General features: G+C 57.0%; 28 protein-coding genes and 2 pseudogenes. 17 read left to right on the top strand and 13 right to left on the bottom strand.

From position 1 onward, the window contains the following. Positions 1 to 91 precede the first annotated feature (91 nt). Positions 92 to 586, top strand: coding sequence for a hypothetical protein (locus APH28_RS14555; protein WP_054901947.1), 495 nt, complete (start codon positions 92 to 94; stop codon positions 584 to 586). 366 nt (positions 587 to 952) lie between these two features. Here APH28_RS14555 and APH28_RS14560 read toward each other — a convergent pair whose 3' ends face one another. Then, positions 953 to 2,503: a TIGR04141 family sporadically distributed protein gene (locus APH28_RS14560; RefSeq protein ID WP_060510436.1), complete on the bottom strand. Its 1,551-nt coding sequence runs from the start codon at positions 2,501 to 2,503 to the stop codon at positions 953 to 955. A gap of 181 nt (positions 2,504 to 2,684) precedes the next feature. Between APH28_RS14560 and APH28_RS14565 the strand changes: the two genes are divergently transcribed. Together APH28_RS14565 and APH28_RS29165 are read left to right on the top strand one after the other, a co-directional pair. Continuing rightward, positions 2,685 to 2,894 (top strand): hypothetical protein, encoded by a 210-nt coding sequence (locus APH28_RS14565; RefSeq protein WP_054903770.1) that lies wholly within the window; start codon positions 2,685 to 2,687, stop codon positions 2,892 to 2,894. A 2-nt stretch (positions 2,895 to 2,896) separates the two neighbouring features. Further along, positions 2,897 to 3,223 carry a hypothetical protein gene (locus APH28_RS29165; RefSeq protein ID WP_054903769.1) on the top strand — a complete coding sequence of 109 codons (327 nt, stop codon included), beginning with the start codon at positions 2,897 to 2,899 and terminating at the stop codon, positions 3,221 to 3,223. A 272-nt stretch (positions 3,224 to 3,495) separates the two neighbouring features. On the opposite strand, the gene APH28_RS28635 is transcribed toward APH28_RS29165, so the two are convergent. Further along, complete coding sequence (locus APH28_RS28635) at positions 3,496 to 3,669, bottom strand: hypothetical protein (RefSeq protein WP_156340891.1); 174 nt, start codon at positions 3,667 to 3,669, stop codon at positions 3,496 to 3,498. Between the two features lie 41 nt (positions 3,670 to 3,710). On the opposite strand from APH28_RS28635, the pseudogene APH28_RS29170 reads away from it, so the two are divergent. Continuing rightward, a pseudogene (locus APH28_RS29170) lies at positions 3,711 to 3,921 on the top strand (hypothetical protein); the annotation flags it as partial. A gap of 251 nt (positions 3,922 to 4,172) precedes the next feature. Here APH28_RS29170 and APH28_RS29175 read toward each other — a convergent pair. Continuing rightward, a complete protein-coding gene (locus APH28_RS29175; protein ID WP_054903766.1) occupies positions 4,173 to 4,463 on the bottom strand; it encodes a hypothetical protein in 291 nt (96 codons plus the stop codon). 175 nt (positions 4,464 to 4,638) lie between these two features. Here APH28_RS29175 and APH28_RS14590 point away from each other — a divergent pair, with 175 nt between their 5' ends. Beyond that, positions 4,639 to 5,778 carry a glutathione-independent formaldehyde dehydrogenase gene (locus APH28_RS14590; RefSeq protein ID WP_014859200.1) on the top strand — a complete coding sequence of 380 codons (1,140 nt, stop codon included), beginning with the start codon at positions 4,639 to 4,641 and terminating at the stop codon, positions 5,776 to 5,778. Positions 5,779 to 5,869: 91 nt separating this feature from the next. On the opposite strand, the gene APH28_RS14595 is transcribed toward APH28_RS14590, so the two are convergent. The 3 genes from APH28_RS14595 to APH28_RS14605 form a co-directional block, all read right to left on the bottom strand. Beyond that, positions 5,870 to 6,118, bottom strand: coding sequence for a hypothetical protein (locus APH28_RS14595; protein WP_016711391.1), 249 nt, complete (start codon positions 6,116 to 6,118; stop codon positions 5,870 to 5,872). A 78-nt stretch (positions 6,119 to 6,196) separates the two neighbouring features. Then, positions 6,197 to 6,661 carry a hemerythrin domain-containing protein gene (locus tag APH28_RS14600; RefSeq protein ID WP_054903765.1) on the bottom strand — a complete coding sequence of 155 codons (465 nt, stop codon included), beginning with the start codon at positions 6,659 to 6,661 and terminating at the stop codon, positions 6,197 to 6,199. 93 nt (positions 6,662 to 6,754) lie between these two features. Beyond that, positions 6,755 to 8,509 carry a glycoside hydrolase family 15 protein gene (locus APH28_RS14605; RefSeq protein WP_082432303.1) on the bottom strand — a complete coding sequence of 585 codons (1,755 nt, stop codon included), beginning with the start codon at positions 8,507 to 8,509 and terminating at the stop codon, positions 6,755 to 6,757. Positions 8,510 to 8,757: 248 nt separating this feature from the next. Between APH28_RS14605 and APH28_RS28640 the strand changes: the two genes are divergently transcribed. Then, on the top strand, positions 8,758 to 8,991 hold the full coding sequence (locus APH28_RS28640) for a hypothetical protein (protein WP_146024565.1): 234 nt from the start codon (positions 8,758 to 8,760) through the stop codon (positions 8,989 to 8,991). A 35-nt stretch (positions 8,992 to 9,026) separates the two neighbouring features. Here the strand turns inward: APH28_RS28640 and APH28_RS14610 are convergent, their stop codons facing one another. The 3 genes from APH28_RS14610 to APH28_RS14620 form a co-directional block, all read right to left on the bottom strand. Beyond that, complete coding sequence (locus APH28_RS14610; protein WP_054902874.1) at positions 9,027 to 9,470, bottom strand: DUF421 domain-containing protein; 444 nt, start codon at positions 9,468 to 9,470, stop codon at positions 9,027 to 9,029. Between the two features lie 9 nt (positions 9,471 to 9,479). Further along, positions 9,480 to 9,932 carry a hypothetical protein gene (locus APH28_RS14615; RefSeq protein WP_082422865.1) on the bottom strand — a complete coding sequence of 151 codons (453 nt, stop codon included), beginning with the start codon at positions 9,930 to 9,932 and terminating at the stop codon, positions 9,480 to 9,482. 65 nt (positions 9,933 to 9,997) lie between these two features. After that, complete coding sequence (locus tag APH28_RS14620; RefSeq protein WP_054902872.1) at positions 9,998 to 10,501, bottom strand: CinA family protein; 504 nt, start codon at positions 10,499 to 10,501, stop codon at positions 9,998 to 10,000. A 153-nt stretch (positions 10,502 to 10,654) separates the two neighbouring features. On the opposite strand from APH28_RS14620, the gene APH28_RS28855 reads away from it, so the two are divergent. Then, positions 10,655 to 10,816, top strand: a complete 162-nt coding sequence (locus APH28_RS28855) for a hypothetical protein (protein WP_172455974.1) — start codon at positions 10,655 to 10,657, stop codon at positions 10,814 to 10,816. A 52-nt stretch (positions 10,817 to 10,868) separates the two neighbouring features. Here the strand turns inward: APH28_RS28855 and APH28_RS14625 are convergent, their stop codons facing one another. After that, positions 10,869 to 11,726 (bottom strand): SDR family oxidoreductase, encoded by an 858-nt coding sequence (locus APH28_RS14625; RefSeq protein ID WP_054902871.1) that lies wholly within the window; start codon positions 11,724 to 11,726, stop codon positions 10,869 to 10,871. Between the two features lie 196 nt (positions 11,727 to 11,922). On the opposite strand from APH28_RS14625, the gene APH28_RS14630 reads away from it, so the two are divergent. The 9 genes from APH28_RS14630 (at position 11,923) to APH28_RS14665 (ending at position 17,666) form a co-directional block, all read left to right on the top strand. Continuing rightward, positions 11,923 to 12,447, top strand: a complete 525-nt coding sequence (locus APH28_RS14630; protein WP_054902870.1) for a hypothetical protein — start codon at positions 11,923 to 11,925, stop codon at positions 12,445 to 12,447. 32 nt (positions 12,448 to 12,479) lie between these two features. Continuing rightward, the gene (locus tag APH28_RS14635; RefSeq protein WP_060510440.1) at positions 12,480 to 13,553 is read left to right on the top strand and encodes a peptidase M42; all 1,074 of its coding nucleotides are present in this window, start codon (positions 12,480 to 12,482) and stop codon (positions 13,551 to 13,553) included. Positions 13,554 to 13,769: 216 nt separating this feature from the next. Beyond that, a complete protein-coding gene (locus APH28_RS14640; RefSeq protein ID WP_245353424.1) occupies positions 13,770 to 14,717 on the top strand; it encodes an alpha/beta hydrolase in 948 nt (315 codons plus the stop codon). Between the two features lie 55 nt (positions 14,718 to 14,772). After that, positions 14,773 to 15,870 (top strand): catalase family protein, encoded by a 1,098-nt coding sequence (locus APH28_RS14645; RefSeq protein WP_054902867.1) that lies wholly within the window; start codon positions 14,773 to 14,775, stop codon positions 15,868 to 15,870. Between the two features lie 116 nt (positions 15,871 to 15,986). Further along, the gene (locus APH28_RS14650; protein ID WP_060510441.1) at positions 15,987 to 16,280 is read left to right on the top strand and encodes a DUF6555 family protein; all 294 of its coding nucleotides are present in this window, start codon (positions 15,987 to 15,989) and stop codon (positions 16,278 to 16,280) included. A 38-nt stretch (positions 16,281 to 16,318) separates the two neighbouring features. Beyond that, positions 16,319 to 16,477 (top strand): hypothetical protein, encoded by a 159-nt coding sequence (locus APH28_RS28860; RefSeq protein ID WP_172455977.1) that lies wholly within the window; start codon positions 16,319 to 16,321, stop codon positions 16,475 to 16,477. A 16-nt stretch (positions 16,478 to 16,493) separates the two neighbouring features. Beyond that, a complete protein-coding gene (locus tag APH28_RS14655; protein WP_054902865.1) occupies positions 16,494 to 16,718 on the top strand; it encodes a DUF2188 domain-containing protein in 225 nt (74 codons plus the stop codon). Next, positions 16,715 to 17,149 (top strand): hypothetical protein, encoded by a 435-nt coding sequence (locus APH28_RS14660; RefSeq protein WP_054902864.1) that lies wholly within the window; start codon positions 16,715 to 16,717, stop codon positions 17,147 to 17,149. The genes APH28_RS14655 and APH28_RS14660 overlap by 4 nt, the downstream gene beginning before the upstream one ends. 82 nt (positions 17,150 to 17,231) lie before the next feature. Beyond that, positions 17,232 to 17,666 (top strand): response regulator, encoded by a 435-nt coding sequence (locus APH28_RS14665; RefSeq protein ID WP_054902863.1) that lies wholly within the window; start codon positions 17,232 to 17,234, stop codon positions 17,664 to 17,666. On the opposite strand, the gene APH28_RS14670 is transcribed toward APH28_RS14665, so the two are convergent. Further along, positions 17,663 to 18,079, bottom strand: coding sequence for a low affinity iron permease family protein (locus APH28_RS14670; RefSeq protein WP_054902862.1), 417 nt, complete (start codon positions 18,077 to 18,079; stop codon positions 17,663 to 17,665). The two genes, APH28_RS14665 and APH28_RS14670, sit on opposite strands and share 4 nt — an antisense overlap. Positions 18,080 to 18,245: 166 nt before the next feature. Here APH28_RS14670 and APH28_RS14675 point away from each other — a divergent pair, with 166 nt between their 5' ends. Further along, positions 18,246 to 19,589, top strand: a complete 1,344-nt coding sequence (locus APH28_RS14675; RefSeq protein WP_060510444.1) for a sodium:proton antiporter — start codon at positions 18,246 to 18,248, stop codon at positions 19,587 to 19,589. 59 nt (positions 19,590 to 19,648) lie between these two features. Here the strand turns inward: APH28_RS14675 and APH28_RS14680 are convergent. Together APH28_RS14680 and APH28_RS14685 are read right to left on the bottom strand one after the other, a co-directional pair. Further along, a pseudogene (locus APH28_RS14680) lies at positions 19,649 to 19,843 on the bottom strand (general stress protein); the annotation flags it as partial. Between the two features lie 160 nt (positions 19,844 to 20,003). Continuing rightward, positions 20,004 to 20,456 (bottom strand): response regulator, encoded by a 453-nt coding sequence (locus APH28_RS14685; protein WP_054902859.1) that lies wholly within the window; start codon positions 20,454 to 20,456, stop codon positions 20,004 to 20,006. Between the last annotated feature and the right edge of the window lie 399 nt (positions 20,457 to 20,855).

Below are 20,855 nucleotides of genomic sequence, written 5' to 3' on the forward strand. Positions count from 1 at the left end.
AGTGCCACTCCCGCATGTGCGATCGCTACAGCTAGCCATCACAGCCAAGCCTTGCCGCACGACGCACTGCCAGCAATCTTTGGATGGTCTTATGGACGAAACCATTTCCTACCTGAAAGACAGGTTCAAGGATGAGCAAGACCGCTTCAATCACGTCGAGAACAAGAGCGCGCGATTCTTCACGGCGGTCTCGATTCTAATTGCAGGCCTCAGCGCAATCGCAGGCCTCAAGAACGGGGTCATTTTTCAGCTTGGATCGCCGCTGGCCATCCTGACCTTCATTGCCTTCATCGTGGCTGCGTTCGCCATTGCCTGTGCGTGGGGGCACGCCCTGAGCGCACTTCGCATCAAGGACTACCCGAACCTCCCGTCCTCCCGCGCCACTGGCGAGTATTTGATTGCCGTGGATGACGAAGGGCAGAAGAAGCACATCTACAACTGCTACATCGATACGCTTGAGGCGCTTAAGGTCACCGTAGCGGAGAAGACCAAGCCCCTGGATCTCGCATACCAGGAAATCACTATCGGAGCGGGTGCCTTCGCAGCGCTCGCTGTTCTAGTCACCTTGAGGGAGCTAATTGCGTGACCGACCAGAAGAAACCAAGCAATAGCGAGCAAACGCGTGTTCCGCCACCGCCGCCTACAACTGAATACCAACGGCGCGCTGAGGAGCCTCCTGTTAACCGTCAAGGCACAACAGACCGTCGTCGCTGAGCCGTCACTCCAGCCGAGGGGCAAGCCAACCAGGTCAGGTAGACCCACAAGCTATGTAGGTCAACCAGGCCTGGTAAGCTCATCAATATCATCAATCCCTCGACTCTCAAGGGGGAGCGATTGCCCTTCATCGAGAAGGGATTAGTACAGCTGCAAACAACAATGCGACGTAGGGCAATCAATGCTCGTGTCATCACAACAAACAATCTAGGCATTGTTTTGGGTAAACGTCAGCGAGTTAATTGCCAATTCGGCACACCTCGACCTGGTAGCCCATCGCACCAAGCCTTTGTGCAAATTGCCTGAAGTTCACCTTCGAGAAAAACGGCATGTGCAGTTCTGCATTGGGTTGCATGATGGCGAACACGATTTTGTTGCGCGGCTGTGTGCCTGGGTTGAAAGCGAATTGGAACCCTCCCAGATCTGCGAGGTGTGCGTTCACCTGGGTAACAACGTCCGGGGAGTTGATCAGAGCCTCAGCAGACACGTAAGCCTGAGAGAAGAGGTGGCTGAGCACGCTAGACGACGAGTACTTTTTGACGTGGATGATGTGGTGATCCGGTGTGAGCAAATCACAGAACTCGAACGGGCCGCCTGCGCCTGTAAGTCTTACCAGCTTCTGGTCGAGCAGATAGAAATTTACGTTATCGGCAATGCGCCTCAGGTAGGCGCCTTCGTGGTCAGTGCGATAGGAGGGGAACTCCAGGTTGCACGGAGTTGCAGCCTCAAAAAAGCGATTCACTTGCTCGGTATAGTCGCGATCGATCTGATACCAGTCACCTTCGCTGAGTAGGTAGATTTTGCCTTCGTGCTCAATTTCCGCCTCAAGACACATGTACAAAGGCCAGGTGGCAAGTCGTTGCTCGTCAGCCCCGTAGAGGTAGATGCGCTCAGAATCCAGCGCTGGGCGGGTGACGCCGCCCAGTAAGTGCTTGGCGAGCAGCGCTTGTCTAAGATCCAGGTCAAATGAGATCACTGGGCCATTGTGCGAACGCGCACTACGTTTGACATAGCTAAAGCCGCTGACATCATTTCCGAGCATTTCAGGTGCAGCTGCGCGGACGCAGTCAAACCGCTCGGCATTCATCGCTTCCACGAGCACACGATCTAAATGTCCTTCGAGTGCCGCATCTCGCACCGGGACGATGAAGTCCATCCAGGGATATTTTTCCTTGCAGTGATCATCTTCGTAAGCCGTCAACAAACGAAGCGCGATTTCTGGGAAGTCTTCAAGCTTGACGTCGGAATGTAAGGCCAATGAGTCCGAGCCGCTGACGTACTCGCCTTCATCTTGATCGTTCTCCACGATCCCGGTCAGCGACTTGAGGATCTCCGAATCGAACTTGAAGTCGAATTCGGTTATCGACAACAGCCTCGACGACTGCGCCTTTGAGCGTAACGGAGTGCGGTCAATGTTGGATTTCTCCACAGACTTGATCAGCAGTGGATCCGTAAGGCTGAGCGCGGTGCGTAGCCCGAAGTAGCGCTCAATCGCGAGAGGATCAATCAGGTGCCTGGCATGGCCAAAAGTGAAGCAAAAAACCCTGCCTCTAATTGCCAGGACGAGCAGCGCTTTGAGCGATCTGCCGGTCAGATCAAGGCCCGCTACTTCTGGAACAGCGCCGAAGAGCTGCGTCCACTTTGGATGGGAAGGGTTTTTCTGGTGATAGAAGAGGCATTCAACATCACCTAACGCGAACGCGATTGGTCGTAGGTTGACCTCGTCGGAAAGCGCGTCCTGGATGGTTCGCCCTTCCTTGAGCAAGAACACATTGATTGTGATCTTCACGCATCACTCCTTGACCCCTCGCCTTGATGTTAAATTGGCATCTGCCACTGCCCCCGTCAAGCCAGGTAAACGACGCGCTAGGCCACCTACTTTGGCCAAGGTGGGGATCATGAAATTAGGGTGTGCAGCACCCGTACGCGCTACCCTGTTGTATCACTCATGCAATGCACGAGGAGCGCAAATGAAGCGAAATCTGGATTCAATGCTTATGCCCGACTCTCCCGCTGTGCAAGAAGCCGTTGAGGCCATGAAGCGCTATCACCAAGCCCAAGACACAGGCGAGCCTGATTGCGAAGTCGAGCGGCTAAGATTGGCAGCAGAACAGCTGTTCCAGTCAATCAGCGACTACCAGCTCGCAGCCTTGGGGCATCAACCCCTTGTTCGCCACTGAGCATGGCTGAGCACCCTCAGACTCCCGATGGACGCTATTTCGTGGTGAGGGGGCGCCTATGGCGATGCAGCGATCCCACGCTCACCGTTGAGCACCGGCAGCAACTGGTCGACGCATTGATGGACGCTCGACGTGCAGTGAAGCTGGCAAAGGCAGCCAATGATCCTGACCAGCTTCTGAGAGCCAGGCAACAGGTTGACCAGGCGAAAGTTGCCTTGGGTGAGCGCGGGCCAGTTTGGTGGAGCGATGGTGCGCCCGATTACAACCGCAAGCTGGTCACCAACTCGCCTTACCATAGCTGGTACCAAGCTTTGAAATCTGGAGCCTAGCGGGCGCTATGCACCAGTGCACGCTCAGTCCTTACTCGATATATTGATGATCAGCCCGGTTATCGAGTAAGCACAGTTTGTCATTCTTTGAGTGGAATTACCCAGCGGCCCGGGACACTGAGCATCTCGTTTGGGAGGCCGCTGTGGCGGCCTATGGCGCGGATCTGCCTGCCATCCTCAGTGACCTTCTCAATCGCTACACTCGCAGTCCTGGGATGGATACTGTCGCTCGCGTAACTCCTGAATGCCTATAGATTTGGTTCGGATGCTGCTCAAGCTGAAGTTTCTGCAGATGTTACGAAGGCATGTTGAGCAGCCTGCAGCCGCTCTTGCAGCCGGGCAACATAGGCCTCAGCTTCAACTGCATTCGCGAACGAAACTGGATGGCCGTCAATGATCATTTTGCAGCCTGATCCGTGTTCGTCGACCTGGATATCGATCTTCATGCCCGCCATCTCCTTGGTGTTGTTTTGGCGGCGCGGAGGGTGTGCGGTTGTCGCGAACAGGCAGCACGCAAATTGTTCATAGGCGTGTATGCCGGCAGCGGTATGGCACTGCATGAAGAAGCCTTCGACACGCGTCCAGGAGAGTCGATGACGCGTGCCTTGGTCTGGGGGGACGTGCGAGGTGCCTCGCTACCGAGCGCAACCAGCCTTCGCAACGGCTTGCTTGAACAAGCAGCTGGAAGCCGTGGGTAGCAATTTCCTCTCAGCGATCCACGGCTTGATGAGTCCAGGTGACATAAGCCGCTTTGAGAGATTGAGGCAGTTGTGGGGAATCGGGTTTCAATTCGCCCGATTTCTTCACCCACTCGGTGAGCCAGGCGATGACCAAAGTTCGAGTGACAGGGCTGGGCCCAACCTGGCGCTCCAGTTCGGCAGCTACCTGATCTAGGAACGCGATCTTCAGCGTCCAACTGGGCTAGCTGATCAGCCATTGTCTCGTCCTCCTACCCCACGTGCTGCTTCGGTTCTTGGGCGGATAGAGCCAGGGCACGACCCCGGCCAGCGCCCCGCGCCATGGCCCTAGTTACGTATTCACCAGGCCTTTTTGCATAGGCTTCCTCAATCCTAGCCAAGCCCGAGCGCTCGTAGATCCCGATGAACAACTGGGTGTCCCCTGTGCGGGAAAGCCGAACCTGAACATCGAGCTTGGCTCCGTCATCTAGTTCCTCCACATGGGAATGGAGCTGCAGAGCTGGATCTGCACAAGCCCAAAATACCGCTCCACGATGTCGCATCCTTGCCTCATCAGGTCTTCCTCATTCGCTACATACAAGGACGCGAAATCATAGAGCAACGATGATTAGTACCACCGATCCGAGCTGCGACAGACTGTGGTGAACACCTGAGGCTCAGCGATTACCTGAAAAAGGTAGGGCGCATTTCCGTCGCCCCTGACTTTGGGAGTTCAGCATGAAAGCCATCGTGTACAACGGCCCACGTGACGTCGCGGTCAAGGATGTACCAGACGCAAAAATTGAAAAGCCTACGGACGTGCTGGTACGCATTACCACGACCAACATCTGCGGTTCTGATTTGCACATGTACGAGGGCCGCACCTCGTTTGAAGCCGGGAGAGTCTTTGGTCACGAAAATCTCGGTGAGGTGATCGAGGTGGGGGCAGGGGTCGACAGGGTCAAAGTCGGTGACCGTGTCTGCTTACCCTTCAATATTGGCTGTGGATTCTGTGAGAACTGTGAAAAAGGCCTCACTGGGTTCTGCCTTACAGCGAATCCTGGTGCTGCGGGCGCCGCTTACGGTTTTGCCGAGATGGGCCCGTATCAGGGCGGGCAGGCCGAATTGCTGCGCGTGCCCTATGCGGATTTCAACTGCCTGGTACTACCGGAAGATGCCCAAGAGCGTGAGGATGACTACGTCATGCTCTCGGATATCTTCCCTACAGGTTGGCATGCAACAGAGCTTGCCGGTTTGCTACCGGGTGAAAGCATTGCGATTTACGGCGCAGGGCCTGTCGGCCTGATGGCCGCCCATTCGGCAATCATCAAAGGTGCATCTCAGGTGTTCGTCATCGACAACCAACCGGATCGTCTGCAACTTGCCGCGCAGCTGGGGGCAACCCCAATCAACGCAGTCGAGCAGAAGGCCGTGGAAGAGATCATGAACCTGACCCATGGCAAAGGCACCGACCGGGGATGTGAGTGCGTGGGCTACCAGTGCTGCGACAAGCATGGCCATGAAGCGAACTACCTCACCATGAACAACCTGGTCGCTTCAACCAAGGCCACAGGCGGCATTGGCGTGGTTGGTGTGTTCGTGCCAGAAGATCCTGGAGCGAAAAACGAACTGGCGAAGGAAGGCAAGATGGCCTTCGACTTCGGTGCGTTCTGGTTCAAGGGCCAGCAGATCCGGACAGGCCAGGCGAATGTGAAGGCCTACAATCGCCGCCTGGCAGAGCTCATCCATCATGGGCGCGCCAAGCCCTCGCAGATCATTTCCCATCGTTTGAAATTGGCCGAAGGCCCAGATGCCTACAAGCATTTCGATGCGCGGGATGATGGTTGGACGAAAGTGGTGCTCAAGCCTGCTGCGTGATCCGCTCTCACTGCTTCCAGGGAAGGAAGCTTGGCGAGAAGGGAGATCTGCATGCTTTAGAAGCTAGCCTCACCGGCTTGTCAGGGCGTTATCACCCGGCAATTTCCAGTTGTGTGTTCTTCCGCCACCCTCGCAGATTCATGGCGCAAAGGCAAAACTGCAGGATGATCAGAGCCCAGGCTTGTGCTTGCCAGCCCCACACAGCCCACAGCACGTTGCTTGCGATGAAACAGCAGAATCCTATCTTCCTTCTACCCGGACGGCGCGAACCGATGCACCAGGCTGCCAGTACGGTCATCACCATGGCAGGCCATTCAAGTAACCCGATCCAATATTCCATGAAACTTTCCAACTGATGATGGGATATCTGAAACTAATCACCTGCCAGCGTTCTGAGCGCTGGCAGGTGATCGCTTGACTAAGCCGCTCGCTTCTCGCCCTTGAGCATCTTTTTCTGCATTTCCATGGTTCGCCCCAGCTCCTCAAGGATGTCCTTGCTGAGCAGCTTCTTCGCCGTGGGGAACAGCTCGCCTTCTTCTTCCTCGATGTGATGCTCCAACAACTCTTTCATGACCTTGACCCGCCCGGCGAATTCGACGGTGCCGGTTTCGGTATGCAGGAGGTCGGGTAGGACGAGGGAGTCAACAGTCCGGTGTTCTTCCTTGGCCTCGTAGTACATCTTCGCTTCTTCCTTGCCACCCGCTTCCTTGATGGCCGGATAGAGAATTTCTTCTTCGAGCGCGGTGTGAATCTGCAGCTCCTGCTCGATCCTGTGGAGTAGATCGGCCCGTTTTTTCACTGCTCGCTCGGTGGTGGTCGACAGCTCTTCGAGCAGCTTCTTTACCAACTTGTGGTCTTGAATCAGTAAGTCGATAGCGTTCATGGCGTTACCTCATCACGGATTGAAAGAATGGAAAACTTGCCTGTGGTTGAGTGGCCGCCAAGCGAGACGGTTCAACGCAGATGATGTCTGGCGTCATCGTTCGGGATGGCAGCCCCCGATGGCCATTGCGGCCTTGAGGGCTGCCAGGTGAGTCAGGCCCTGCGGAAGGTTTCCCAGATATTGTCCAGTCTGCGGATCGATCATCTCCGAGTAGATGCCTACACCGTGTGACAGCCCTTGCAAAGCGTCTGCATAGGCGGCTTCGGCGCGATCCTGGTTATCCAGAATGGCCCAGGCTTCGATAAGCCAGAATGTGCAGGCCAGGAAGCAACCTTCCTCTTCCTGTGCATCGGTGTAGCGATAATGGAAAGCGCCGGCCCCCAGATCATGATCAATGGCTTCCAGCGTGCTGCGTAGACGTTCCTGGCTGGGGTAACCGAACCTGACGGCCAGTGCCAGTGAAGCGTCCAGTCGGTCGCTGCCTGGATAGAACAGGTATGCCTGACGCTCTTCGCTCCAGCAGTGCGCCTCGATCCATTGCTGGATGCGCTGTCGCTCGCGATCCCAGCGTTCCCGGCATGTAGTGGGAAGGTGACCGCCATCGGCCAATTCGATGGCCCGGCTCAAGGCTTGCCAACAGCTGATTTTAGACATCGTGTAATGCTGTTTTTCCGGCAACTCCCAGATACCGGCGTCCTGCTGACGCCAACAGTCTGCGCATTGGTCGGCAAGGCCTGAGAGGAGCATGGCGCTCGGGGAATCAAGAATATTGCCGCTGTCAATGAAACAGCGCGCTGTTTCGAAGATATCGCCGAAGACGCCGTGTTGAAGTTGGTCGCGGGCATCATTGCCGACGACTGGAGGGGAGTTCTTGTAGCCAGGCAGGTCGACCGGGCGCACGCAATCACCGATTGCACCATCGAGGGTATAAAACACCCGTGGCCCATGTTCATCCAGCCGGCGCAGCAGCCAAGTGAATGCAGCTTTTGCTTCTGGCTGCGCGCCGATGCCCAGAAATGCTTCGATGGTGTAGCCAGCGTCGCGTATCCAGGCGAAGCGGTAATCGTAGTTTTTGCTGCCGCCAATCCGTTCGGGAAGGGATGAGGTCGCTGCCGCCATGATCGAGCCACTTGGAGAGGACAGCAGCAGCTTGAGGGCCAGCGCATTTCTGATGACCTGGGTCTGGTACGGGCCGTCGTAGACCAGCCCCTTCGACCATTGGCACCACTCCCGATGCGAGCCGTCGATGCGTTCATCGATCAAGGCCAATGGGGGCACCACCAGGGGCTCATCTCGTCCTGCGATGATTGCGACCACTGAGCGTTGTCCTGCTGCAAGGCTAAGGACAGCACGCACGCCCATGTCATCCTTGCGTTCGATGTGCACCTGATGGTCGTGCAGGAACATGCCGAGTATTCGGCCCGCATGAAAAACGCAGGCATTGTCATTCGGCGCCACGTAGGGGCTTACCGTGTCGGCTTGGGTTCCGAAGTCGATGGCGATGTCGAAGTCGACCTTACCCTCGATACCTTCGATGCGTCTGGCGAGTTCGGCCCAAGGCAGGCGTCCAGCAGGGCCACTGTTCAAGGATTCCGTCAGCCGGGCACGACCCTGACTGGTAATGAAGATTGTCTCAAGGACGTTGCTGTCTGCCAGGTAGCGGCGCTCAGCAACGAATGCCTCGCTAGGGGTAATGGAAAAGAAGCCTCCAGTCTGAGGGGCCAGCAGCTTGTCGAATAGGGGAGGTGAATCCATGTGCGGCACACACCACCAGTCGATGGAACCGTCCAGACCAATCAGTGCCACAGAGCGCCCATCGCCGAGCGCACCATACTGCTCCAGGGGCAACCATCCACCCTCATCACGCTGAGGTGCACCCTGTTGAGCTTCTACCGGTTCTCTTTCCATCGGTATGCCTTCGAGATCACGTGTTCTGATTCCGACAGGGCTATCTGGCGTCTGGTTCGTCTTGTGTGAGCGCCGCCCAAATAGAGGGAATTTAGGATTGGCATGGATATCTCATGTAAAGCGAGACAAAAGGGCGCTTCGTCCCCTCGCATTTACCCTGCAGGGAACAAGAACAAAAGGGGGCTTACATGAGTTGTCTGATTTGCGCGGGGCAAGCTGAGTCCGTCGAATGCACCAGTGGCTGGGAAGAGCGACACTGTTCTCAATGCGGCTGTTACCGAATGTCCCAGGCGCTCATTCTGGTGATGATGGAAGAGGGTCAGATTTTTGATACCGAGCGGATGCGGGCCTGGCTGGTATCTCGGCGCGAATTGATGCCCATCCCTACCATCGACCATAGCCAGGCGATATTGGCACTTTAATCGGGCCTGGGCTCTACCACTGGCTACCTGGTGTCTCACTCAGCAGGAATGATCGAAATCTTTCCATTGCGTTCGACGATGGCGAACTTGACATGCTCTATGTTCTCGATGCCTTGGCTGTCCCGCGCTGACTCAAGGATATCGTCCTCCGTGAGGCGTGCCCGACGCATGCGGTGATGCAGAAAACGTCCATTCTCAACAACCAGGGTAGCGTGCCCATCCAGAAACCTGGCCAAGGGCTTGGAGTTGAGCTTCGCGAGCGAAAGGCCGACGTCCAAAACGATCAGCGTGGCAATCACCAGCATGGCATTGGTGAATGAAAAATCCTCGCCCAGAAGTGCCTGCTGGGTGGCTTCCCCAATGATCAGTAGCAAGACGAAGTCGAAAGTCGTCAGGTCGGCCAGTGAGCGCCGCCCGGCTACGCGAAACAGCAGCATGAGGGCGACGTACATCCCGGCTGCGCGGAGGATCGAATCCATGACGCACTCCTAGGGGTAAAGAAATGTGGAAAAGTGAACGGCGCTTTGGGGGCCAGCCCTGACGCTACCCTCCAGAGTGCCCACGTGATCACTTCTAAGGGTCAGGTACAAGGTGGCCAAGCCATCTTGCCCAGTACCCAGTTGGAACAGCATGGCCTGGCCATGGGACATCGACAGTTGCGGCTGCGGTTGCAACGTCTCGATACTGGCGTTACGAAGCAACGATCCCTCAAGTTGCACCTCCACCGGCTGACCGGAGATACCCTGAACGGTGATGAAAAGGCTGTCTGTCGTGCCACTTCGGCTGAGGCGCTGGTACTCGACCCGTACCCGGCCATCCTGGCTCACCACCTCGGCATCGCTCAGCGGGCCATTACCGAAGAGGCCTGCCAAGGCAAGCAATACGATGGCCACGAGCACGTACCACCCCACGCGCTCGAAGCGCCAGACGCGCTGCTGCATCGGCATATTTTCTTGAACAGGGTGACGTCTGGATACCAATTCATCTTCCGACATGACCACAGCCCTCAGGCGCGCTCACCGCGTAACCAGCGCTGGTGATAGTAGGAAAGCCGGGTCAACCCGAACAGGGCACCTTGGCGCATGACCTCAGACCGCTCGCCGAAGAAACGTTGAGTGCGCGTGAAAACGGCATTTGGCTCGCCGGCGAAAGCCCACGCAAAGCACATCGTCCCCGGTGGTATCCCGGATTCGGGCGCCGGCCCGGCTACCCCGGTGGTGGCGATCACAACATTTGCATCGCTGTCTCTCAAGGCGCCCAAGGCCATTTCCCAAGCTACTGCTTCGCTGGTCAGGCCGTATCGTTCGATGGTTTCGGCGCTGACCCCCAGCAGGCGTTTCTTGGCGCTGGGTGAGTAGACGACGTAGCCGCTTTCCAGCACCTCTCCTGTACCCGGTACCGCGGCCAACAAAGCCACCATGCAGCCCGCAGTGCACGATTCTGCGGTGGTCAAAATCAGTTTGTTGTTTTTGAGATAGCCGAGGGCGGCCAGTACAGGGTCGTTTTCCATTCCAGAATCGACTCGCTTGTTTTGCGGTGGACGCGAGCCTGGGGTAATTGGTTCATCGCCCCTGTTGCCCGCCCATCTCCTGAAGTGTCACTGACCTGAACTTTGCCCCGTGGATTGGCTTCCCTTGTTCAAAGGCAATGGGAGGAGAGCAACATGCAGAAAGTGAGCGACAGGCAAAAAGAAGGTGCGCAGACAAGGCCGCATGGGGAAGAGGAGCGAGACAACGATGCTCATCGTCCGGATGGATCCACCGGCACATCACATGACTCGACAGCGCAAAAAACGGCCCGTGATCACGATCAGCACAAACGCTGAAACTGCCACGCAAAACGGTTTGAGGCTCGCCAACTCGGCGAGCCTCTTTTCGCTAAAGGATCGGTTTGCCCCCAGTCACTGCGTAACGTGAGCCACTTATATAACTGGCCTCGTCGGAGCCCAGCAGCACGTAGATCGGCGCGACCTCCACCGGTTGACCAGGACGTCCCAGTGGTGTTTTCGAACCGAAGTTCTTGACCGCTTCATCTGGCATGGTGGAAGGAATTAGAGGCGTCCAGATAGGCCCTGGCGCAACGCTGTTGACCCGAATGCCTTTCTTGCCTAGCAGCTGAGCCAGGCCAGCAGTGAAGTTGGCAATGGCCCCCTTGGTCGTGGCGTAGGCCAGCAGGCTGGGGGATGGATCGTCGGAATTGACCGAGCTCGTATTGATGATCGAACTGCCCTTGGGCATGGAAGGCAGGGCCGCCTGGCAAATCCGGAAGATGGCGGTGATGTTGGTATCGAAGGTTTTCACCCATTCATCATCGTCGATCTCTTCCAAGGTCTCGTGGGACATCTGGAACGCCGCGTTGTTGACCAGGATGTCGATACGCCCGAACTGGCTGACGGTCTTTTCGACGATGTCGTAGCAGTGCTGTTTCTGCGCCAGGTCTCCGGGCAACAACAGGCATTGACGGCCTGCGGACTCAACCCAGCGCGCGGTTTCTTGCGCGTCGTCATGCTCATTCAGATAAGCGATAGCGACGTCGGCGCCTTCACGGGCATAGGCAATCGCCACTGCCCGCCCGATGCCGCTGTCTGCTCCGGTGATAAGGGCAATCTTGCCTTCGAGTCGATTGTGGCCGGTATACGACTGCTCACCACAATCCGGGTAAGGCTCCATCTTGCGTTGTGAGCCGGGGACATTTTGAGGCTGCGAAGGGAAGGGTGGGGTAGGGAAGTCGCGCATGGTAGAAGCTCCTGCAGTTGAGAACGTTCATACCGGTTCGAAAAGCCTGGCCTGCGCGTGTTGGTTTCAATCTGCGGTTGGTACGACGAGCGGTGCGGAATATCAATCCAATTGAATTCCATGCCCCATCGCCTGTTCTACCGGACTCAGCTCCAGTCTCATCTCTTCGCTCGGAGCCCAATTCCCGGAGTAGCGAGTGTCTCGAATCATTACCCCAGCGACCCCTGAGCACGAGATCAGCGAGCACAATGCCAGGATGTTTGGCTCTCCCAAGGAGCGTCTGGATTTTTACCGGCGTGAGATCCAGTACGAAACCAGCATCCTGGCCAACCGTACGGATGCCTACCTGGCGGCGCAGTCATTCCTGGTCATCGCTTTCGTCTCATCCATGGGAAACCTCAATCAAGGGTGGGGCGAGATGTTCACCCTCATCGTGCCCGCGTTCCTCGCCTTGCTCGGGGTACTGAGTTCGCTCAACGCCTGGCCTGGCATCCGGGCGGCGTACAACATCATCGATCACTGGCAGTTCAAGCAGAGCCACCTGCTGCGCAGCGAGCCATTGATGGGGTTGGCTTACGACGAGTCGCCGCTGTTCTGTGAGGCGGAAACCTCGCGTGCAGGGCATCGAAAGTCATTGCTGTTCTCGCTACGGACGCCGTGGATCTTTCTGGTGTTCTGGGTGTTATTGGGTAGCTACTCGGTTTACATCCAACTGGCCTGAACACGTTTGCGTGCAAACATGGAGGTAACGTTTTGACGACTGAGGCATTACTGACCGAGCTCCTCAACGCCCGAGGGCCGGGCGGACAAGAAGATGAAGTACGGGCCATTTGTCTGCGCGAGCTGCGCCTATTCTGTGATGACACGCACATCGACCCTGCTGGCAATGTGGTGGGGGTGATTCGTGGGGGCCGCACTGGTAGCCCAGAGGCAGCCATACGCGTTATGGCCCACCTCGATGAGATCGCGATGATCGTCAAAAATGTGCTGGAGAACGGCACCCTGGAGGTGCTCGCTCTAGGTGGTTCGCAACCGATAAGCTTCGGTGTCTGCCCTGTCGATATCCTGGGCGATGAACACATCCTGCCGGGTGTTTTGTCCTACGGTTCCATGCACAACAGCGGTCGTACTTCGAATGGAAGAGACGTGCTGGCAGGAAATGTTCAGTGGAAAGATGTCTATATCGTCACGCGCAAGAGCCAGTCGGATCTCCAGCAACTTGGCGTTCGGCCTGGTACTCGAGTCGTGCTCAGTCAGCACTGGCGTAAGCCCTTCAAGGTACATGACTGTATTGCCGCTCACTTCCTCGACGACCGAGCTCCGCTGAGCGCTGTCATTCTCTGTGCGAAGCTGCTGAGTGAACGGCGAGGAAAACTGAAGCAGGACGTTTGGTTCGTGCTTACGACGCTGGAGGAAGAGTCGAATGCCGGCGCCATGTACGCAGCTTCCCGACTGCCCGGCGACACTACAATCGCTGTCGAGGTCGGCCCTGTACTTGAGGAATATGGCACGGAGCTTTCGGCCAACCCGATCATCAATACCGGCGACCAGAAGGGATACTACAGCCGCACCGTGGTGCAGGGCCTGATCGCCGCTGGCCTAAAGGCCGGCTTTAAGCCCCAGTCGGCATTGCTCGTCGATTTTGCATCCGATGCAAGCGCGGTGATGAGCGCCGGGATCGATGCCCGGGCTGGTTGCATTGCTATACCGACCGAGAATACCCATGGCTTCGAAATGGTGCTTCTGGAGGGGATTACGGCCTGCGCCGCAACACTGGTCGAATTCATGCTGGATGCCCATCTGTCCGACATTTCAAGAACTGGCTGAACGCCATTGGAGTAGGGCGCCCTGAGCTTAAGACAGGCGAAGAAACCTTCGCCCTCGCCTTGGGAGTGTCCTATGCAAAAGTGCCATTGGGTGGCTGCGGTTTCGGTCTTGGGGGTCTCGATAGCGCTGGGCGGGTGCGCCCGCGATCCTGAAAAGCGCTCGGTCTCCGAGCTTGCTGTGAGTGGCACCAAAAGTCTTTTGCGCACGGATTCCGACATGCAGAAGCTGCTGAACAAGTTTGCCAGCTTCGATGCCAAGGCCATCGAGAAGACCACGCCTCAGGAGGCCCGTCAGCAGCCGACCATGGCCGATGCTGTGAAGGGCGTGCTGGAAGATCAGAAACGCAGTTCGAGCCCCGAGTCATTGGTGCCCGGCGTCACCACGCGGGAAATCTCGATACCCAGCCCGTCAGGCTCCATGCCGGCCACGGTGTATACGCCGCCAGGCAATGGCCCTCTCCCAGCGGTGCTGTTCTTCCACGGCGGCGGTTGGGTGATAGCAGATCGGAAAGTTTACGATGGCGGCGCACGCGGGTTGGCCAAGCAAGCCGATGCCGTGGTGGTATCGGTCGATTACCGCTTGGCTCCTGAGCACAAATTCCCCGCTGCGCATGACGATGCCCTGGCGGCTTACCGTTGGCTGGCAAGAAACGCCGCCTCCGTTGGCGGGGATCCAGAGCGCCTGGCATTGGCCGGCGAAAGCGCAGGCGGCAACCTCGCCGTCGCTACTGCAATGGGCGCCCGAGATGCTGGCCTGACAGCACCGAAACACGTCCTTTCGGTGTATCCGGTTGCGCAGTCGAGCACCGATACCGCTTCCTACCTCAAGTACGCCGATGCCATGCCGCTGAATCGTCCGATGATGCTGTGGTTCATCGGCCAAGTCACCAGTTCGCCTGCCGATGTCCAGGATCCACGTATCAACCTCGTCAAGGCTGACCTGCATGGCTTGCCTCCGGTGACCATCATCAACGCGGAAATCGATCCGCTGCGCGACGATGGCGCCCAGTTGGAGCAGGCGCTACGCACAGCAGGTGTGGCGGTAGATCGCAAAGTCTACGACGGCGTGACGCACGAGTTCTTCGGCACTGCCGCCGTCGTGAAGAAGGCTGAGGACGCACAGGCCTATGCGGGTCAGCGCCTGAAAACTGACCTCGCCAAATAGAGCGCAAGCATGCGTTAACGCCAATCAGTGCCCTTGAGGCAGCCGGAGAATCCTGATGAATAACCAACCGGATACACCCGTTGCAATTATGCCGCTGCGCTTCCAGCCCTCTTTCGAGCAAATTCCGGATGACGAAGCCGAGACGAGCAGGGAGCTGGCTGAAACCCTACGGCAGATCATGGAAACCACGTTCAAGGACAACGGCCACGCCAACCGCAGTGTCCATGCCAAGGGACACGGATTGCTGCGCGGGAAAGTGACCATCCTCGAAGGACTGCCAGCGGAACTGGCACAAGGTGCCTTTGCCAAGCCCGCTACGCTGCCGGCCTTTCTGCGGTTTTCCACCAACCCAGGGGATGTGCTCGATGACAAGGTATCGACCCCGAGGGGCTTGGCACTGAAGATCGTGGGTGTCGAAGGCTCCCGCCTACCTGGCAGTGAGGGGCAGGTGACCCAGGACTTCGTCACCGAGAATGCCAAAGCCTTCACCTCGGCAACGCCCAAGGCGTTCCTGAAAACGCTGAAGATGCTCGCGAAGACGACGGACAAGGCACCAGGCATGAAGAAGGCACTGTCAGCCGCACTGCGGGGAGTGGAATCGCTGGTCGAATCGGTGGGCGGCGAAAGCGCTACGCTGAAGAGCCTCGGTGGCCATCCCCAGACGCATATTCTGGGCGAGACCTTCACCACGGTGGTGCCGATCCTCTACGGCCCTTATTACGCCAAGCTGGCCATTGTTCCTGTGTCGCCCTCGCTAACCGAGTTGACTGATCTCAAAGTGGAGCTGAAGGGCGACCCGGACGGGCTTCGCCATGCCGTAGAGGCGTTTTTCAGGCAGAACGGCGGCATCTGGGAGCTGCGTGTGCAGCTGGCCACTGACATCGAGAAGATGGCCATCGAGGACGCATCAGTGAAATGGTCGGAAGCGTTGAGCCCCTACGTGACAGTTGCCAGGGTAGAGGTCGAACCGCAGGCCGCCTGGGATGATGAAAAGGTACGCGACATCGATGATGGCATGGCATTCAGCCCCTGGCATGGGTTGGCTGCGCATCGTCCCCTGGGAGGCATCATGCGGGTGCGCAGGCCCTCATACGAAATGTCAGCGCAGTTTCGCGCTACGCACAATGGGTGCCCGATTCACGAACCGCGTTGAATTTACGCAGTTGGCACATTTTCCATCCATGAGCGATGTGCATGCCCCCTGGCAATCCAATGGAATTATCTCTTCTACGGCTTGCTCAATAGCGTATGAACTAGGGAGCGGATCTTGTGCCAGCACTTCAATTGTACGTAATCGAGTATGACCTGCACGGTGACCATCGGACGTTCATCATCCGCTTGGAGAAAATGGACAACGCCGTGGCTTGGCACTGGGCCAGTTGCGATGCCGGCGTTGGCATCATCCCAAGATTCAGTCAGCAGAAAATCAAGTTGGTCAGTCGACCGATGGCCGAGCGCTATGGCATCGCTAAGGTGAAGTGGCGGCTCGCCGGCGATGGCCCTGAATTCGTAGCGCAACCTATCGATGTCAAAAAATTCTCGGGGGTTGCTGAAGGTACTTGAAGCCCGGCGCCCCGATCCATCTGCTTTGAGGTATTGCCATGCAGCCGAAAACCGAAGGCTCCGAAGAAAAAGGGCCAAGCGACGTGCCCTTCATTAACGATCCGGAAAAGCCCACGTCGCCGCCACTCAATGACGCTGATGCAACGGAGGCAGCCGAGGCAGAGGAAGACATCCAGGATGACGGCGAAGCCATTTAACCAAGAGGAGCACACGATGGACAATTACCACCTCAGCCCGACATCAGAAGGATGGGAATTGAAGGAAGCCGGTGCTGAACGCGCCTCCAAACGAGCGTCGACGAAGCACGAGCTCGTCAGCGCCCTTGCGGATTTCTTTGATGGCAAGACGGCGTCGGTGAAGATCCATAAAGCGGATGGCACTATCGAAGAGGAACGCACCTACCCACGATCTGCTGATCCGCGCCGTAGTAAAGGTTGAAGACTATAACTGCCTGTGACCTCGGCATTGAGGTCACGGATGCCCTTGGCGTGTTCAGATGGTTGTTGGCCAGCTTTCTCATGGGGAAGCGCATCCGCGCCACCGTAGCAGTGCAGGCGTACCGGATGCTTGTCGATCAGCAGGGCCTGGGTACGCCGATTAAGCTTGCCCAGACTTCTCATTCCACACTGGTCAGACTGCTCGGGCAGGCCGGCTATGCGCGCTACGATGAATCCACTGCCCGACGACTGCATGATCTTGGCAACAAGGTAGAAGTGGAACTTGCTGCTCAACTTGAGGCACTGCAGGAAGAATCAAATGCTGAGGGATTCAAGCGCTGGCTACTGAGTTTCGAGGGCGTAGGCCCAAAGACCGTGGAGATTTTCATGCGTGAAGGCTTGGCCCATTTGACGAAGTTGGAAGGCCATTGAGCATGGGTGGCCTTTAGCCCCCATCGACGCATGTCCGGATGAGTGAAACACTCGAAAATCTAACCATGGACTGGAGCAGGTGATGAAGCTCGACATCGAGGGTTTGTCGCTGTCAGGTAAGACGGTAATTGTGGTAGAAGACGATCCAACGCTTCAGACCCTGTTGGTGGACATCCTGATCGAGTTGGGCGCCACCTGCGATGCGTTCGATAACTCAGAAGATGCCTTGATTCACTTGATGGGACTTAAGAGCGACTGCTCGTTGATCGTTGTCGACCATGGTGTTCCGGGAAGCATCAAAGGTATGGAGTTCATCTCCATGGCACACGAAAGGTGGCCTGGACTACCCGCCATTCTGACTTCTGGCTACCAGCTTGATGCTTCTCAGGTGACGCCACCCGTTACCTACCTCTTCAAACCGTGGTCGATAGACGAGCTCGCTCAAGCTATTAGCCAGGCGCTTCACCCTGCAAATTTACCTTCAACTCTCCCGCCGCTCGACCAACAAGGACTCTAGCGCTGCAGGTTATCCCGAGCACCATCGTCCGTGTGATGCTCAGCAGGCGCCTGATGGTGGGGATCACATTCGCTGCCCATCGCCTGATATTCCTTGCGAAGTTTATGGATTTCCCGGTTATCGAGCGCTTCGAGATCCAATACCGACTGCTCCGCAGATTTCGTAGCGCGGATCAGTTCGTCGAGCTTCACGTGGATGATGTCGTTATCCCGGTTCTGGGTGTTCTGAATCAGGAAAACCATCAGGAATGTGATGATGGTGGTCGACGTGTTGACGATAAGTTGCCAGGTATCGTTGTAGTGAAACCAGGGCCCAGATGCAGCCCACATGGCGATCAACACCACGGCGATCAAAAAGGTGCTCGGTTTACCGGCGTGGTTGGCGAGCCATTGGCAGAACTGGGCGAATTTCATGACGTCATCTCCATTGCGATCCATAGGGTTTGACCGCAGCGGAGCGCTGAAATCTTTTTTTACATTTACCTCAGGTATTGGGTGAACCCACTAAGCGCAGCGGAACGACGTGGCGTGCCGGAAAGTCAAAAAAATACTCGAAAACTTTCCCAAGGCTTCTGCGCAGATGACCTTCATCGTCTGGTTCGCCACGCTGGGCGCAGTCTTGCTGCTGCTCGCACTCTCATCCTCCTACCTGCGCTGGATCCCTGTGACCTCGTCTGTAGTGTGCCTTGCCCTGGGTATCGGCCTGGGTACATCGGGGCTAGGTTTTCTTCAGCTGGACGTGAGCAAGTCGAGCGGATGGATGGAGCACCTTACAGAAGTCGCGGTGTTGTTTTCGCTGTTCTTCAGTGGTTTGAAATTGCGCCTGCCCTTGCACAACCGCCGTTGGTGCAGCGCCTTTTTTCTAGCAGGGCCAGTGATGTTGATCTGCATCGGTGGGGTAACGCTGGTGCTGCATCACGGCCTGAACTTGGGGTGGGGAGTCTCGCTACTAATCGGGGCGATCCTCGCACCCACTGACCCCGTGCTCGCAACTCTGGTGCAGGTGGTTGATGCCCAAGACGATGATCTTGTCCGTTTCAGCTTGTCGGGTGAGGCAGGGCTTAACGACGGCGTGGCGTTTCCCTTCGTCATGCTTGGACTGTTCCTGCAACAGGACAATGGCCAGGCCTGGTTCAGTGACTGGTTGTTCAAGGACATGCTGTGGGCAGTAATCGCAGGCCTGTTGCTTGGCTACTGGATGGGGCGCGGCCTGGGCAAGCTCACGCTGTTCTTGCGTCTGCGCAACGACGACAGCACCGTCTCGCCCAATGACTATCTGGCCCTTGCCCTGATTGCGTTGGCATACGTGAGCGCCGAGTCGATACAGGCCTATGGGTTCCTCGCGGTGTTCGCTGCGGGCCTCGGTTTACGGCAGGCGGAGGTGCAGACCGCCAATAGCCCAGAAGAACCGGCTGCTGAACATCTGGTACAGCCTGTGGTGGGTCACCAGCACGTGGCGCCGGAGCTAGCCGTCAAAGGCGATTTGAAAGGGCTCGACGACTCGCAGGTAGCAGCGGGGATCATGTTGGGTGACATGCTGGCTTTCGGTAGCCTGATCGAACGGGCAATGGAAGTGTTTCTGGTGACCCTGCTCGGGGTAGTGCTCATTGAGCATTGGGACTGGCGGGCAGTGCTGGTGGCCGGCGCTTTGTTTTTTGTCATTCGCCCCATCAGTATCCTGCTGTTTCCGGCTCGGGGAGTGCTGGATATCCGCCAGCGTGGGCTTTTGGGGTGGTTTGGTATCCGAGGTATCGGTAGCTTCTACTACCTGTTCTATGCCCTCAATCATGGGCTGCTTCCCACGTTGGCCGCGCAGAGCATCAACCTGGTGCTGTCAGTGGTGGCGTTGAGTATTCTGCTGCATGGGTTGAGTGTCCAGCCGCTTCTTGCCAGATACGAAGCGTGGAAGGAAAGGGTTTCCTGATGGCCGTTCAGGAGAAAAGTGCCAGGGCAGCTATTGCCCTGGCACTGGATCACCGCCAGTTAGCGGTTTTCGCTACCGCGACCGCCGGCGTGGCTGTTTTGCCCGCCTTTACGGCCCGCTTCGGAGGCACGCTCACGGTCGTTGGCAAAATTGCCGCCTGAACTCTGCCCGCCTTTGCGACCTGCCTCCGACGCCTTCTCGTGATCATTGGCAAAATTGCCAGGATTGTTCTGAGCAGTGCCACCTTGATGGCCACGATTGGTTTGGTTGTTAGCCATGATCTTTCACCTCATGTCGTCACACAGGAAAGTCTGTGTTCAACTCGGACGTCGGGGCGCGGGGTGTTTACTCCGTGGGTTTTAGCCGAGGCCGACGGGTTGCGCGAAAGAACCGGTGCAGGCGTGTGTGGCGTCCTTAAGCTTTGTTCGCGAACGTTTGGAAAGGATCAAGCTTGGCAGACGTCGACCTTCCAGCCCCGTCGGCGTGGTTAAGCTGAGCGCAGAGCAGTTCCTGGAGCTGGGTTATTGGCCACGGCTTAGGAAGGAACTCCGCACCTGGCGGCAACACTCTCCCTGCAAATTCGTAGTATCCGCTCATGACAATGATGCGCGTCTGAGGTTTTTGCTGGCTTGCCATCCAGGCAAGATCAACCCCATTGAGTAAACCAGGCGTTTGTACATCCGTTATCAGCAGCGTCCAATCTTGCTTCCTCAACGCCTCATTGCCGTCATCGGCAGTCGCCAACGCTGTCACCATGGCCCCCCATTCTTCCAGGTACAGGGTCAAAAGCTCTCGAATCATGGGTTCGTCCTCAACGATGAGAACAGTTGGGCGAATTATCTTCGCAGCGGAAAGCAGCTCTTTCATACGGGTACTCGGACATGCGGCTGCAGGAAGGGAGGGACATCCAGGTCTGCTTGCTTTCTTCCAGCAAGACGTAGCAGCGCGCCATCACTACGACATCGCCAGCGTTCAAGAAATTCACTCCAACTTGAGTCAGTGCCGTCCATACCCATCCTTGAGCGGAACTATAACGGTGCGACCCTCTGGACACATCGACGCCGCTGACACCGCTTTACTGAACCTCTGGAATTTTCGTGACTCAACCCTCCATCAGCGTGTGAGGCCTCCTGATGCGAACGTTCGAGAAAAACCTCTCTGCCGCCCAATTGCTGAAGCTCAACTGTCTGGCAGACTGGTACCGCGTGCTGGAAAGCAGGGCCTTACGAATGGATTCGCCAGACGAATATCATGAGGAATTGCTTT

It is taken from the genome of Pseudomonas sp. NBRC 111124 (assembly GCF_001320245.1).
Classification (GTDB): Bacteria; Pseudomonadota; Gammaproteobacteria; order Pseudomonadales; family Pseudomonadaceae; genus Aquipseudomonas.